This window comes from Hyphomicrobiales bacterium, from assembly GCA_039973685.1.
GTDB lineage: Bacteria > Pseudomonadota > Alphaproteobacteria > Rhizobiales > JACESI01 > JACESI01.
The window spans coordinates 197484-212579 of sequence record JBDWKL010000043.1 but is presented as its reverse complement, the minus strand read 5'-3'; the positions used below and the strand labels follow the sequence as shown (position 1 = coordinate 212579).

Sequence of the window (15096 nt, the reverse complement as noted above, 5' to 3'; positions counted from 1 at the left end):
CGTGCTAAGCTGTGCGCCAACACATACTCATTTTTGGAGCAAAAAACATGGCCATTTCAATTGGTGACACACTTCCGGAAGCAAATTTTGCAATCATGACGGATGATGGCCCGGGCCCATTTAACCTCAATGAATTTGGTGCAGGCAAAAAGGTTGTAGTTTTTGGCGTTCCAGGAGCTTTCACACCAACATGCCACGGCAATCACTTGCCAGGTTTCCTTGATAACCTCGCTTCTTTCACCGAGAAGGGTGTCGATGCAGTGGCGGTTGTATCCGTCAACGACCCGTTCGTGATGGAACAGTGGGCGATTGCGACGGGTGGTAGCGGCAAAATCCATTTTCTTGCAGATGGTGCGGCTCACTTTTCAAAAGCCATCGGTATGGATCTCGATCTGTCTGATTTTGGCATGGGCGTGCGTTCAGCGCGTTATTCCATGGTGATAGACGACGGCAAAGTAACGCACCTTAATGTGGAAGACAGCCCGAAAGAGGCAACGGCTTCTGGTGCGGCGGCATTGCTCGAAGCTCTTTAAGAGCTGAGCAATTACGTGTTTTTGTAAGGTTCCATCCCTTGGCGGGCCAATTCATCGGCCCGCTCATTATCGGGATGGCCTGCATGGCCCTTTACCCAGTGCCAACTAACATTGTGGCGGTCGCGCGCAATTTCCAGCGCGCGCCATAGCTCTTCATTCTTTACAGGCTTTTTGGCGGCCGTCTTCCAGCCATTGCGCTTCCAGCCTTCAATCCAACCTGTGATGCCACCCTTCACATATTGAGAATCGGTGTGAAGGTTTACAATGCAAGGTTCCTTCAGCGCATTGAGAGATTCGATAGCTGCCGTCAGTTCCATCTTATTGTTGGTGGTCTCAAACTCACCGCCGTTTAATTCTTTTTCATGCTCGCCAAAACGCATGATTGCACCCCATCCGCCGGGGCCAGGATTACCGGAGCATGCACCGTCTGTGTAGATGGTGACTTCTTTTTTTGTTGCGGTAGTCATGGGTTTTATAGTCCGTATTCGGCAGCACTTTTCACGCTGCTATGGAAACGCATCTTGCGCCAATATTCCAAAGGGTTGTGCGGGGTGACAAGCGCATCGGCTGGCACTTCTAACCAGTCATAAAGGCGGGTCAGCAAAAAGCGCAAGGCAGCACCACGAGCAAGCAAAGGCATTGCTTCCTTCTCATCGGCGTCCAGTTTTCGCACTTTCTCATACCCACGCATTAAGGCCTTCGCCTTGGTGATGTTGAACGAAAGGTCTGGTTCAAAACACCATGCGTTGAGACAGATCGCTATATCGTAAGCAAGCATGTCATTGCATGCGAAATAAAAGTCGATCAGACCAGACAATTGATCTTTCAAAAAGAAGACATTGTCTGGAAATAGATCAGCGTGGATGATGCCGCGTTTAAGATTGGTCGGCCAATTGGCTTCCAAATCCGCCAGCATCGTTGAAATGTCGTTCTCAAGCCCAGCTTGCACACTATCGGCGCGAGACTTTGAAAGCTCAAACAGTGGCCGCCAATTCTTCACACTGAGTGCGTTGGGTCTTGGCATATCAAAACCTTCTCCCGCCAAATGGAATTCAGCCAAGACACGGCCAAGTTCACCACAATGATGTGGAGTTGGTTTGGAGACGGAGAAGCCATCAAGAAAGGTGAAAATTGCAGCAGGTCGCTTGGCAAGGATGCCAAGACTTTCGCCGTTCTTTTGAGTGCAAGGTGTTGGGCAGGAAAGACCGCGACCTTCAAGGTGCTTCATCAGGCCTAAGAAAAACGGCAGATCATTGGCATCCACGCGTTTTTCATAAAGGGTTAGAATGAAACTAGCTTGATCTGTGCGCAGCAGATAGTTGGAGTTCTCCACGCCTTCAGCAATGCCTTTAAAAGACACAAGGTCGCCAATGTCATAATGGCGCAGAAAGGCTTCCAGCGCGTGATCTGAAACTTCGGTATAGACTGCCATGTTTATTGAGCAGCGGGCGCGCGCAACTCTCTCGGTAGATTGAAAACGACATCTTCTTTGATGGTGTCGATAATTTCAATTTCGAGTTCATAGCGGGCTGAAAAGGCATCAAGAACTTCTTCTACCAAAACTTCTGGCGCTGATGCACCTGCAGTTACGCCAAGAGACTGGATCTCTCCAATTTCGTCCCATGCAATCTCTGTCGCGCGTTGAACCAAATAAGATTTCGCACAACCCGCCCGTTCCGCGACTTCGCGAAGGCGTTGAGAGTTTGATGAGTTGGGTGCACCAACAACGATCATCGCGTCCACTTCTGCAGCAACAGGTTTCACCGCATGTTGACGATTGGTTGTTGCATAACAAATGTCGTCTTTATGTGGGCCGTGAATTTCTGGGAAGCGTTCCTGCAAAATACGGACAATCTCTGCAGTGTCATCAAGCGATAGCGTTGTTTGAGTAATCCAAGCAAGCTCGTTGTCGTTTTTAGGTTGATAGGTGCGTGCGGATTCTTCTGTTTCGATCAGCTCAATTGAACCATCAGGAAGTTGGCCCATTGTACCAACAACTTCTGGGTGGCCTTCATGACCGACAAGAAGAATGTGGCGACCTTTTTTGAAATGAATTTCTGCTTCACGGTGTACTTTAGAAACAAGGGGACACGTCGCATCAAGGTAGAACATGTTGCGTGTTGATGCGTCTTCCGGCACTGATTTTGGTACGCCGTGGGCTGAAAAGATCACAGGTTGATTTGTTTCAGGAATTTCGTGAAGTTCTTCAACGAAAACAGCGCCCTTTTGCTTTAGGCTTTCGACAACATATTTGTTGTGAACGATTTCGTGGCGCACATAGACAGGTGCTCCGTAGCGTTCAATGGCAATTTCGACGATTTGAATTGCGCGGTCTACGCCAGCACAAAACCCGCGCGGGGCACACATTTTCACTTTGAGTGTTTTCTTTTGGTCGCTCATGAGTCTCTCAGTTTTCCCAATCACGGCGTTAACGCCGGCAATTTCCACTAGGTGGTTTAGTAGGGTCGTTCGTCAACAAACCATATCGTGCTTCTTCTTACATAATGTAAGGGAAAAAATCACGTACCAATTACAACAATTCGTTGTTTAAGATGGTGAAGGCATACATAAAATACTGTGTGGTCGGTTCTTAGTGTGCCGCTTCTGGCATCGTACGGCGAAGCATTTTCTCGGCTTCATCTGCCGGTAAAGGCAGAGAAAAATGATAGCCCTGCGCAAATTGGCATTTCAATTTGTAGAGCGTTGCCACATCGTCTTCAGATTCAGCACCTTCCGCGATGACATTCATTTTTAAATCATGGGCCATCGCAACGATTGATTTTAAAATGACAGGGCGCTGATTATCATCATCTCCATGAACGAACGAACGGTCAATTTTGATGGTATCAAATGGGAAGCGCTGCAAGTAGGCGAGTGATGAATATCCAGTCCCAAAATCATCAAGGGAAAGGCCCGCGCCAAGTTCTTTTACGCGCTCTAAAACTTGTGATGAGTGCTCTGGGTTTTCCATCATCAAGCTTTCGGTCACTTCTAGTTTCAAAGTACCGGGCAGGAAGGAATTTCTGGAAAGAACGGCTTTGACATCATTGATGAGGTCATGGCGCAACAATTGTCTGCTTGAAACATTGACGCTGACGAATAACGGATAATTACCGCCCATCATATCTTGCCATTTAGACAATTGCTTTGCTGCTTCATCCAGCACGAAAAGACCGATTGGAATAATCAGGCCAGATTGTTCTGCGACCGGAATGAACTCTGCGGCAGGTACATCGCCACGCTTTGCATTCTTCCAGCGAAGCAGCGCCTCAAAACCAGCAATTGATTTGTCTGCAAGCCGCACGATTGGTTGATAGTGAACGCTGAGTTCATCGCGTTCAATGGCACGGCGCAGGTCGTTCTCGAGAGAAAGCGGGTTGTTTTTAAGGTTGCGGAAGATCGGTCTGAAGGCTTCGATGCGGTCGCCGCCCGCGCGCTTTGCTTGCAACATGGCAAGTTCTGCGTCGTTTAGAATATCTTCGTTTTGTTGATATTGGCCATCATACATGGCGATGCCAATTGAGGTGGATAAGAAGACTTCTTCCTCACCAAAGGCAATAGGCGCTTTGATGGCGCGACGAAGGCCGTCTGCGAAGGCTGCAATGCGTTCAGCATCGTGTTCAGATAGAAGCAGAAGACCAAATTGGTCGCCACTTAAACGGGCAAGGCTGTCTTGTGGTTTGGTCAGGCGTGATAACCGGCGGGTAATCGCGATAATGATGCTGTCACCCACTGAGATGCCGAGGCTATCATTGACCTGCTGGAAGCGGTCAATATCTATGATGAATACGGCCGGTTTGCTTGCACCTGATACGCTGGCATTGGTAAGGGCTGTGTTGATACGGTCGATAAACAAGGTGCGATTTGCAAGGCCTGTTAGATTGTCATGAACGGCATCGTGGAGCATACGCTCTTGCGCCATGCGACGGTCTGTAACGTCCAACATCGTGCCGACACAACGTGCCACTTCACCATCAGGGCCGACGATTGGGCGAGCGCGCAATTTGAACGAGCGGAAATTGCCATCTTCAGCGCGCAATCTAAAATCTTGTCCGATTTTGCCGCGCTTATATTTTATGATCGCATCGAGCGTTGCTTTAAACCGATCTCGGTCTGCAGGGTGCAAGGCTTGCAACCAAACACGGGCAGGGCCTTCAAGACTGTTCGGCTTAAGGCCCAGAACCTTTTCAACCTTGCCAGCTGTCGTGATCCGGTCGCGTTGAATATTCCAGTCCCATACAATGTCGCCAGCACCCACAAGAGCGAGCGCTTGGCGTTCTGTATCGCTTACATAATTTTCAGCTAATGCACCGCCAGAAAAAGCGTGCTGCATAACAGTGAAGCCTACCAACAAAACGAAAAGCACCAATCCGCCGATAAGGGCTGGTTGAACAATGTCGCTTGTTAAAATGCCTGTAACAGTAGCCCATGCTGCTGCAATCCATGCAACGAGCAAGAGCCATGTTGGCAAGATCATGATCGCACGGTCGTATTTTTTGAACGATAGGTACAAAATAAGCGGCACGCCCAAAATGGCAGTTAAAGCAGCGGATAATCGCGCGACACCGGCAGCAACTGGCGGGTCATAAAAAGCAATACCAAGCAATGCCGCAAGACCTGCGAGCCAACCAAGAGCCACCGTGGTGTAGCTGATGTGCCATCGGTTAAGGTTCAAATAGGCAAACAAGAAGATGTGCAGCGCTGCGGCAAAGAACACTTCAGTGCCTGCTCGCCAGAATTGATCTTCACCTGCTTTAATGTCGACAAGCTTGTTCCAAAAACCGAAATCAACACAGACATAAAGCAGCACAGCCCATGAAAGGATCGCGGTTGCAGGGAACATGGCAGTTCCTTTGACAACGAAGAGGATCGTTAGAAAAACGGCGAGAAGGCCGGAGATACCAATAACGATGCCACGATAAAGCGTGAAGCTATTCACCGATTCTTTGTAAGCATTCGGTTCCCACAAATAGACTTTAGGCACTTCTCGGGTACGCAATTCACCTACATAGGTGACGATGTCGCCTGGGTTCATGGTGATGCGGAAAACATCAGCTTCAACATCAGGAATACGCTCAGGGGCAAAGCCTTCGCTGCGGCTGAGAGACGCAAGACGCGATGCACCAAGGTCTGGCCAAATAAGTTTGGAGCCAGCAAGACGAAAATGCGGGGTTACCAAATAGCGGTCAATTTGTTGGTCTGAAGGATTGGAAAGCGAAAAAATGATCCAATGGGAAGCGTTCGGATTTTCTTTAGAACGCACTTCAATACGGCGCACAATGCCATCTTGGTCTGGTGATGTTGAGACGCGAATTTTTTCTTCAACATCCAAACGCATCTCAATCGCATTTGTGAGATCAAGAGCTGTTTCGTCAACGGGTACTTCGATAGGGCCGTTTGCATTTGCAACGGAGGCAATCGTGAAGGTCAAAGCCAATGCTAAAAGCCACGCACGACAAAAGTGCAGGACGTAAAACGCATAGCGCAATACGGCTGGCTGTTTGCAGATCACCTTTTTGTAGAGCATGTCTTAGTCCAAACGCTCAAAATTACCCTGTTTGTCTTCTTTGAACATCTTATCGATGATCTCAAAAGACCTTCATTCTCAAAAGCCAGAAAAATGCCGATCAATCAACCTTAGATTGACGATTTCTGCCTTCTAAAGTCACTTTCTAGCATAGCAAAAAGCAAATGGTCTTGCCATTTTCCCGCAATTTTGAGGTATTCGCGTGCATATCCTTCTTGCGTAAAGCCTGTTTTCTCCAAAACTTTGATTGAAGCAGTATTATGCGGCAAACATGCAGCCTCTAATCGACGGAACTTTTTCTGGATGAAAACATAAGGCAGCAAACCGTATAATGCCTCGCTCATATAGCCTTTTTGTATGTGCTGTTCGCCAATCCAGTAACCGATGGCACAAGACTGTGCGACGCCGCGCAACATGCGAGAAATTGTGGCGCCGCCGATCATTTCTCCCTCATGGGTGAGAAACAGAAACGAAGCGCCATTGTTGCTCTTATCGCTGTCTTGATAACGTTTTATGCGCCGTTTAAAGGCGGCCCGGGTCAGGTCATCCTTTGGCCATACAGGTTCATACGGTTCCAGAAAAGTTCTGCTCTTGGCGCGCAATTCAGCCCAAGCCTCAAAATGCTTCATTGTCGGGTTCACCAACATTAAACGCGGCGTTTCAATTGTTGTCGTTTTATGAAGTGAGGAGCTGAATAAATCGATCATGCGGTAAATGACTAGGCTTTTAGATGTGCTTCAATTTCTTCTGAAGACATGAGCTTGTCAACGGGTCCAATCGCCGTCAGCGTTGGTTTTGACGATGTAAATAAGGTTGATGCGAGACGTTTAATATCATCGACGGTAACAGCATCAAGGCGTTCAATTTGCTCGTGAGGTGGAATGACGCGTCCGAAAATGAGGAGGTGGCGAGCAAGCTGAGTGGCGCGTGTTGCGGGGCTTTCTAAGCTCATCAACAATCCAGCACGCATTTGTGCTTTGGTGCGGGCAACTTCTTTTTCGTCCAAATCATCGGCGAGGCGTTTTAATTCATGTAAGATGACAGGCATAAGTTCTTCAATGTCTTCATCACCAGTCGCGGCATGAACACCGAATAGTCCCGTATCAGAATAGGCCCAATGGAAGGCATAGATTGAATAACAAAGGCCGCGCTTTTCGCGCACTTCTTGAAACAGTCGTGATGACATGCCGCCACCAAGGGCTGCTGCTAGAAACTGTATGGTGAAAAAGTCATCGTCTTGATAGGACTTTCCTTCAAAACCAAGCAAAATTTGAACTTCTTGTAGGTCGCGGTTTTCAACCAATTCGCCGCCTGTATATTGAGCGGCGGTTGATGCTTTCCCATGTCCTTTGGCAACATGGTCGAATTTACTTGCGACGAGTTGTGCAAAACTGTCGTGGTCAACATCGCCTGCAGCGCTTACCACCATTTCTTCGCTGGTATAGTGCTTACCCAAATAGGAAGAAATTGTATCTGGCGTGAAGTTCGTGACACTCTCAGGTGTACCCAAAATCGGACGACCAATGGATTGGCCTGAAAAGGCTGTTTGCTGGAAACGGTCAAAAACGAGGTCTTCTGGCATATCCAGCGAGGCGCCAATTTCCTGCAAGATTACATGCTGCTCTTTTGCCAATTCTTCTGGATCTAAGACAGAATTTTGTAAAATATCGGACAGAATGTCCACGGCAAGCGGGACGTCATCAGATAGAACACGGGCGTAATAAGCTGTGTTTTCAATGCTGGTCGCGGCGTTCAACTCGCCGCCAACAGCTTCGATTTCTTCTGCGATGCCAGCGGCTGATCGGGTCTTTGTGCCTTTAAAAGCCATGTGCTCAAGCAAATGAGCAAGGCCATGTTCGCTTTCGCTTTCAGCACGTGAACCCGCACTCACCCATACGCCAAGTGCAGCACTTTGAAGGTGCGGCATGTGATCTGTGACAATGGTTAGGCCATTATCAAGCCGTGTGACTTTTACCTCCATCTAAAGCTGCTTAACTCTCAGCTTTGATGGCGCGGGTGTGGTCTTCGATAAATGCCTCGACGGCAGATACATCATTTGGCAACACGGTAAAGGTCTCCTCCCGATCCATGAGGTCACCCATCCAACTTGGTAGTGCAGGATGCACTCCAGTTGCTGCTTTTACAGCATCTGGAAATTTAGCGGGGTGAGCCGTGCCCAATGTCACCATGATTGGCGCTTCTGGGCAAGTTTTATTCGCAACAACACGACCGACAGCAGTGTGCGGATCTAACAGGTAGCCTGCATCGTTGTACGTCTTAGAAATTTCATCGCTGGTTTCTTCTTCGCTTGCGCGTTCAGCATCGAAATCCGTTAGAATTTTGCTGAATGGGTCGTTAGCAAGCTCAAACGATCCGCTTTGCTTCAAGCTTTCCATAAGACCACGGATGGTTGCGCCATCTTGTCCGTGAACATCAAACAAAAGTCGTTCAAAGTTTGAAGACACTTGAATGTCCATTGATGGCGAAATCGTCTTTTCAACGCCATCGCCTTCATAACGACCACTCTCCAAGGTGCGCGCTAAGATGTCATTGCGGTTTGTCGCAATCACGAGACGGTCAACGGGGAGGCCCATTTTCTTTGCAACGTAGCCTGCAAAAATGTCGCCAAAATTGCCGGTTGGTACGGCGAAAGTAACAGGGCGACTAGGTCCGCCAACAGCTGCGGAAGCTGTAAAGTAATAGACAATTTGCGCTACGATGCGGCCCCAATTGATAGAATTGACACCAGCAAGGGCAACGCGATCGCGAAATTCTAAATGAGTGAACATCGATTTCACGATTGCCTGACAATCATCAAAATTGCCGTCGATGGCTAGTGCATGAACGTTGGCATCGCCGACTGTTGTCATTTGGCGGCGTTGAACATCTGAAACACGGCCATTTGGAAACAGGATGAAGATATCTGTATTTGAACGGCCCCTGAATGCTTCAATCGCCGCACCGCCAGTATCACCAGATGTCGCGCCTACGATGGTCGCGCGGGCATCGGTCTTGCCGAGAACGTGATCCATCAACCGTGATAGCAACTGCATGGCAACGTCTTTGAAAGCCAACGTTGGACCGTGAAACAGTTCTAGCACAAATTCATTGTCATCAACTTGGATGAGGGGGGCGACAGCAGGGTGATGAAAGGTCGCGTAGGCTTCATCGACCATTTTTTTCAAATCAGCATCGGCAATTTCGCCGTCTACAAAGGGATGGATTACCTTAAAGGCAATATCAGCGTAGGGGCGTCCTGCAAAATCTGCAATTTCCGCCGCTGACAATTGCGGCCATTTCTCCGGTACGTACAGACCACCATCACGGGCAAGGCCTGAAAGAACCGCTTCACAAAAACTCAAGGCCGGTGCTTCGCCTCGCGTGCTGATATATTTCATCGTTGGTCGATTTTGCTGTTGAAAAGTTAGCGGACACTACTCGCCTCATTGCCAATCGACAAGCCCAACTTAGCGTAATCGCATCATTTTGATTTTGCGCGAACATCAAAAAGGCCACAATTTGAACGAATTAACGAGCGAAGAGCGGACAGCTTGGCGGAAACTTGGTGAAGACCGCCTTAAATGAATGAAACTTTATTCTAAACTTGGTGGTTTTTTTGCTATAAGCCAAAGCTAGAACATTCCAAACTGTGGCGAGTGACTTTGAAAATGCGATCGAAATTTCTGAAACATTGTTTTGTTTTTTGTGCCGTAGGCGGGTTGCTTGCTGCTTGTGCGGGGCAAAAGGAACTGGCAGGTGATGACGGTTCTATCGTGATCGAAGTAGAAGAAGAGGTTAACGATATCAGCGGATCTAGTGCCTCTGCGCCGCTCTCACAAGGTAAGAATACGCGAAAAATTAGGCTATCCAAAGCCGATCAAGAAGAATTAGCTCGTCAAGGTCAAACACCGAACACTGTGCTTTCAAATAGTGCACGCAGGGGGTATTGCCCTAAGCTGGAAGTGCTTAATGGTACGGGTGTTTTGACGGCATATATTGATGGCGGTAACGACCAAGCAAGTGACGTTACCCATCAGGCTAGCTTCACACGGACTGGTCGTGAGTGCAAAACGACTGACGGTATTATGAATATTCGTGTCGGTGTTGCCGGGCGTGCGGTAAGAGGCCCTAAGTTTCTTGGAAGCGGGGTTTCACTTCCTGTTCGCATCTCGGTCGTGCGTAACGGCACGGAAGTTTTGTATAGCCAAATTTATCCGCAACAAGTCAATTTCTCAACGGCGGTTGCGCAAGGCTTCACCTTTGTAGAAGAAAATCTACAAATCCCATTTCCTGAAGAAGAAAACCTAAAGGTGTTGGTTGGCTTTGATGTGCGAGGCGATGCAACGGTTGCTTCGAACGCAGGTCAACAAGATGATGGTTAAGTCGTTCTTTTAAAGACGACCATCCCATTCTTTAAACGCTTCAACAACAGCTGGAAAGTCTAGCAGTTTGTTGATGGTGGTTTCTGCACCTGCATCCATCAAGCTTTCTGCATGTGTTGGGTATGTATGGCTGCCGCCTGTAAAACCCACTACCCGCATGCCTGCTTTAACCGCACCTGTTACACCGTGGACGGAATCTTCGAGCACAATGGTTTCAGCAGGGTTTGCCTCTAACTGTTCAGCTGCGTGCAGAAAAACGTTTGCGCTGGGTTTAGGCTCTTTATTGCCAACTTCCGTTGCGGAGAAAATATAAGGGCGAAAACGATCGTGAAGCTCGGTGCGCTTTAGGCTGATTGCGAGCCGCTCCATGGACGAATTTGAACAAATACAACGCGGGTTATCGAGTCGGTCCAGCATCTCATGCACATTTTTAATCGCGTTCAGTTCCGTTGCGAGCTTATCGTCAATGCGGGTTTGAATGTCATCATGTAGCGTTTCGGGTAGACCCTTATCCAGATCGTCCTCTATGTCGCGCATGATTTCTTTTCCCGTCATGCCAGAAAAGCGTTCCGAGAATTCTTCTAAAGAAGCTTCAAAGCCTTGCTCGCCGTAAACAGAAAGTTCGACCTGCTTTGCCAAAATTTCTGAATCCACCAATACGCCGTCGCAATCGAAAATAATCAGCATGGTAATAGGGTGTCTCTCGTTATCTATCCGCGTGAGGTGGTTTAGCACGGATGATTATAAATTAAACCGTAGATTTTAGCTCCTTACGTCTCATCCAAATTAATTTTTCATTTACCAACTCTGTAAACAGCGTTTTCACCATATTGAGTAACTATGTCGCTTGATTGTCGAACGATGGGGCGTTTACCCCTGTTCAAATGTACTGAGTTGGATTGTGTTATGGCGTCGTCGCAGAAAAAAGCGCAGAATAAAATAAAGACTACCAGTTTGCCGCTGGATCAGATTATTCAAGGTGATTGCATCGCCGAATTGTCGAAATTACCGGCAAATAGTGTTGATGTTATTTTTGCAGACCCTCCCTACAACCTTCAACTCGCGGGTGATTTGCAGCGCCCAGACCAATCTCATGTGGATGCGGTTGATGATGAATGGGATAAGTTTGATACATTCGAAGCTTATGATGCATTCACAAAAGCATGGTTGCTTGCTGCACGTCGCGTATTGAAGCCAAGCGGTACGCTATGGGTGATTGGTTCTTATCACAATATTTTCCGTGTTGGCGCAACGCTTCAAGATCTTGATTTTTGGATTTTAAACGATGTGATTTGGCGCAAGTCTAACCCAATGCCAAATTTCCGTGGCCGTCGCTTTGCCAATGCCCATGAAACTATGATTTGGTGTTCTAAAGGGCAAGATGCCAAAGGCTACACCTTCAACTATGAAGCGCTGAAAATGGCGAACGATGATTTGCAAATGCGCTCTGATTGGGTGCTACCAATTTGCAATGGTGGTGAACGCTTGAAGGGGGATGACGGTAAAAAAGTTCATCCAACCCAAAAACCAGAATCGCTGCTTTATCGTGTCTTGCTTGCTTCAACCAAGCCCGGTGATGTGGTGCTAGATCCGTTCTTTGGCACAGGCACATCAGGTGCTGTTGCAAAGGCGCTTGGCCGCCACTTTATCGGTATTGAGCGTGAAACAGATTATATCGAAGCAGCCCAAGCACGTATTGATAGCATCGTCTATTCAGACGCTTCCGTCTTGAAAGTGGTTGAAGGAAAACGGGCGCAGCCGCGTGTTGCTTTCGGTCAATTGCTGGAAACTGGATTGATGAAACCGGGTACTTTGCTGACAGACACCAAACGTCGTTATGTAGCACAGGTGCGGGTTGATGGGTCGCTTGAAATTATGAGCGATAAGCCAAAAGGTGCGACAGGTTCTATCCATAAAATGGGTGCTGCCGTGCAAGAGCTTGATGCCTGCAATGGTTGGACGTTTTGGCATTTTGAAGATGGAAAAGGCGACCTAAAGCCGATTGATGATCTGCGTACAATCATCAGACAGGGAATGGCTGCTTAAGCCATTCCGACCATCTAACTGTCGTCCTTTGGTGCCACAAACAAATTGGCAAAAATGATGAGCGCTACGCCAACCGTGAGCGCGGCATCCGCCAGATTGAAAATGGCAAACGACCAATCGTCCCAGTGCAGCAACACATAATCGATAACGTGCCCATAAAGCGCGCGGTCGATGATGTTGCCAATGGCACCGCCGAAAATCATGCCAAACCCAATGGCAGGAAGTAGCCCATCATGGCGGGCTTGCCACCACAGATACAGCATGATGAGCACCACGGTCCCAGCGATCAAAAGCAGGGCAAAGGGGGAGAGATTGTTCATAAAGGAAAAAGCGACGCCTGTATTAAACGTGTAATACATCGCAAAGAATGGCAGCACTTCTAATGGTTGTTGAAATGGAAGCTCAGCCTCCACAGTCACTTTAATCACTTGATCTGCAACAAGCATGGCGAGTGCGACCATCAAGCCGATGATCGCATGGCGCTTGGTTTGGCTTGAGCCTTCAGCTTGATCAGGAGATGGCGTCTCGTTCATCTCAACCCTCGAAGTTTAAAACATCACGTTGAATTTCAAACAACATCACTCCGGTCGCGATGGCAAGGTTTAAGCTGTCAGCTTTGCCTTGCTGCGGAATTTTTACAAGGTCCGTGCAGCTATCAACCAATGTTTGCGGCAAGCCGGATTGCTCATTACCCATGAACAAAATACAGGGCTTGTTGTAGTCAACGGTGCGATAATCAACGGCGCCATTAAGATGCGTTCCAACAACGAGGCCCGGCCATTTCTTGGCAAAGGCTTTAAATTCATCTTCAGAAAATCTGACCAAGGGCAGGGCGAAGACAGAACCCATTGTCGCGCGGGTTGCCTCTAGCGCAAACGGGTCTGTGGTATTGCCAACCAAAATGATGCCTTTAGCGCCTGCAGCATCAGCGGTTCTCATAATGGTGCCGAGGTTTCCAGGGTCTTTGACACCTTCAAGTGCTATCCATAAATCACGGTCGTTGGCTTTGATCGTGGATGGTGATGCCCAAACTTGGTCGAATACACCGACCACCATTTGCGGGTTGTCGCGCCGTGCGATTTTGCCGAGAACGGCTTCGCTTACTTCAAGCACCATGCCGCCACGGGCTTTTGTTCTGGCGGCGATTTTCTGCACCAGTTCATTTTCCATCATGCGTTTGGCAAACACGAAAATACGAAGCGGCCAGTCTGCTTCATCAGCACTGGCAACAAGCTTCAAGCCTTCAACCAAGAACTGGTTGGACGCGGTGCGGTTCTTACGCTGAGTGAGGCCGCGAATGTCTTTGATAATTGGATTGGAGACGCTGGTGATTTCTTTATAGACACCCGCACGGATTGGCCGTTCGCTCATTTCGTACCTTCTTTCGACCAGCGTGTATAAAGCGATGTTGAAAGCTGTCGCTCGCTGTCTGTTTCATTGATTAAGAGCTCACCAGATTCGATGACGCCGCCAAGTCCCGAAAATGCATCGCGGGCTAATTCATGGCTTGCCATAAACGAGGCGCGGATGGCGTAAGATGAGAGAATGAAGAACAGCGGGTCTTCTGACAAAATAGCGCGAGAGGCATGAAGCAAATCATTCGCACCTTCAAAAAACTGCCAAACTTCGCCCTTCGGACCGCGCCCATATTTAGGTGGGTCCATAATGATCCCGTCATAAGTATTCCCGCGTCGCGCTTCACGCTCCACAAACTTAACCGCATCATCGCAAATCCAACGGATCGGGGCTTCATCAAGGCCGCTGATTGATTGGTTTTCGCGCGCCCAACCAATCGCTTTTTTCGAGGCATCAACATGAGTGACTGAGGCACCCGCTTTTGCCGCCATAAGGGAAGCAAGGCCAGTGTATCCAAATAGGTTCAACACTTTGATGGGGCGGCCAGCGTTTTTGATCAGGTCATGAAACCAATGCCAGTGGGCAGCTTGCTCTGGGAAAAAACCCATATGGCGGAAGGCTGTAAAACGGGCTTGGAATTTCAGCCCTTCATGGCCAAGCGTCCAGTCATGTTCTTTTTTCGCCTCAGCCAAGCGATTTTGAAAGCGCCAGCGTCCAGCTGTTTCTTCGTCATCATTTCCAGAAAAGACAGCGTCTGCTGCATTCCATGTTGCTTCACTTAAACGCGGTTGCCAAAGGGCTTGTCCTTCAGGTCGAACCACGGTGTAAGGACCATAGCGTTCCAGCTTTTGCTCAAACCCGCTATCGATGAGTTCGTAGTCATCGAACGATGGCATGGTGAGCATGAGCGGCGCGTGAGAGCGCGGGGTAGGGCCTTGGTTCAAAGCACGGCGAACGGGCTGCGGCTTTTCGATTTTTTCTTTTTCAAAAGCTTCTGGCTTGTCTGCGTGCTTTGTAGCGGCGGCACCTGTCTTTTCAGGGCCTTTAGGCGTGGCGCCGCTTGTTTTATGGGCGTGCTTTGCAGCGCCGCCACTTGGTTTCTCATTGCGCTTAGGCGCAACGCCGCCAGCAAGCGGACGGAATTTACCCTCCGGCTTGCGAGATGATTTCCCGCCTTGCGGACGTTTGTTGAATTTTCCAGAACCTTTACGGGGCGGTGCCATTAGCAGCTATCTATTGCATCATGAAAGAG

At 48.6% G+C, this 15096-nt stretch carries 14 protein-coding genes; 3 read left to right on the top strand and 11 right to left on the bottom strand.

The window, feature by feature from the left end; all coding sequences use genetic code 11:
- The first annotated feature begins 47 nt into the window (after positions 1-47).
- A complete protein-coding gene (locus tag ABJO30_12120; protein MEP3233566.1) occupies positions 48-533 on the top strand; it encodes a peroxiredoxin in 486 nt (161 codons plus the stop codon).
- 11 nt (positions 534-544) lie between these two features.
- Here the strand turns inward: ABJO30_12120 and rnhA are convergent, their stop codons facing one another.
- From rnhA to thrC, 7 genes are all read right to left on the bottom strand, one after another.
- On the bottom strand, positions 545-1000 hold the full coding sequence (rnhA, locus tag ABJO30_12115; GenBank protein MEP3233565.1) for a ribonuclease HI: 456 nt from the start codon (positions 998-1000) through the stop codon (positions 545-547).
- Positions 1001-1005: 5 nt separating this feature from the next.
- The gene (locus ABJO30_12110) at positions 1006-1965 is read right to left on the bottom strand and encodes a homoserine kinase (protein MEP3233564.1); all 960 of its coding nucleotides are present in this window, start codon (positions 1963-1965) and stop codon (positions 1006-1008) included.
- 2 nt (positions 1966-1967) lie between these two features.
- Positions 1968-2933: a 4-hydroxy-3-methylbut-2-enyl diphosphate reductase gene (gene ispH / locus ABJO30_12105; GenBank protein MEP3233563.1), complete on the bottom strand. Its 966-nt coding sequence runs from the start codon at positions 2931-2933 to the stop codon at positions 1968-1970.
- Positions 2934-3123: 190 nt separating this feature from the next.
- Positions 3124-6060: an EAL domain-containing protein gene (locus ABJO30_12100; GenBank protein ID MEP3233562.1), complete on the bottom strand. Its 2937-nt coding sequence runs from the start codon at positions 6058-6060 to the stop codon at positions 3124-3126.
- Positions 6061-6170: 110 nt separating this feature from the next.
- Positions 6171-6767 (bottom strand): GNAT family protein, encoded by a 597-nt coding sequence (locus tag ABJO30_12095; protein ID MEP3233561.1) that lies wholly within the window; start codon positions 6765-6767, stop codon positions 6171-6173.
- 11 nt (positions 6768-6778) lie between these two features.
- Entirely contained in the window at positions 6779-8041 is a 1263-nt protein-coding gene (locus ABJO30_12090) for a pitrilysin family protein (GenBank protein ID MEP3233560.1), read from the bottom strand.
- A 10-nt stretch (positions 8042-8051) separates the two neighbouring features.
- Complete coding sequence (gene thrC / locus ABJO30_12085) at positions 8052-9458, bottom strand: threonine synthase (GenBank protein ID MEP3233559.1); 1407 nt, start codon at positions 9456-9458, stop codon at positions 8052-8054.
- A gap of 270 nt (positions 9459-9728) precedes the next feature.
- Between thrC and ABJO30_12080 the strand changes: the two genes are divergently transcribed.
- Positions 9729-10442: a hypothetical protein gene (locus ABJO30_12080; protein ID MEP3233558.1), complete on the top strand. Its 714-nt coding sequence runs from the start codon at positions 9729-9731 to the stop codon at positions 10440-10442.
- Positions 10443-10451: 9 nt separating this feature from the next.
- Here the strand turns inward: ABJO30_12080 and ABJO30_12075 are convergent, their stop codons facing one another.
- Entirely contained in the window at positions 10452-11129 is a 678-nt protein-coding gene (locus ABJO30_12075) for an HAD-IA family hydrolase (GenBank protein MEP3233557.1), read from the bottom strand.
- Positions 11130-11348: 219 nt separating this feature from the next.
- Here ABJO30_12075 and ABJO30_12070 point away from each other — a divergent pair, with 219 nt between their 5' ends.
- Positions 11349-12488 carry a site-specific DNA-methyltransferase gene (locus ABJO30_12070; GenBank protein MEP3233556.1) on the top strand — a complete coding sequence of 380 codons (1140 nt, stop codon included), beginning with the start codon at positions 11349-11351 and terminating at the stop codon, positions 12486-12488.
- A gap of 14 nt (positions 12489-12502) precedes the next feature.
- Here ABJO30_12070 and lspA read toward each other — a convergent pair whose 3' ends face one another.
- From lspA to ABJO30_12055, 3 genes are read right to left on the bottom strand one after another with little or no spacing between them, the layout of a single operon-like run.
- Complete coding sequence (gene lspA, locus ABJO30_12065) at positions 12503-13021, bottom strand: signal peptidase II (protein ID MEP3233555.1); 519 nt, start codon at positions 13019-13021, stop codon at positions 12503-12505.
- A 1-nt stretch (position 13022) separates the two neighbouring features.
- Positions 13023-13859, bottom strand: a complete 837-nt coding sequence (locus ABJO30_12060; GenBank protein MEP3233554.1) for an RNA methyltransferase — start codon at positions 13857-13859, stop codon at positions 13023-13025.
- Positions 13856-15067: a class I SAM-dependent methyltransferase gene (locus ABJO30_12055; protein ID MEP3233553.1), complete on the bottom strand. Its 1212-nt coding sequence runs from the start codon at positions 15065-15067 to the stop codon at positions 13856-13858. The genes ABJO30_12060 and ABJO30_12055 overlap by 4 nt, the downstream gene beginning before the upstream one ends.
- Positions 15068-15096 lie beyond the last annotated feature (29 nt).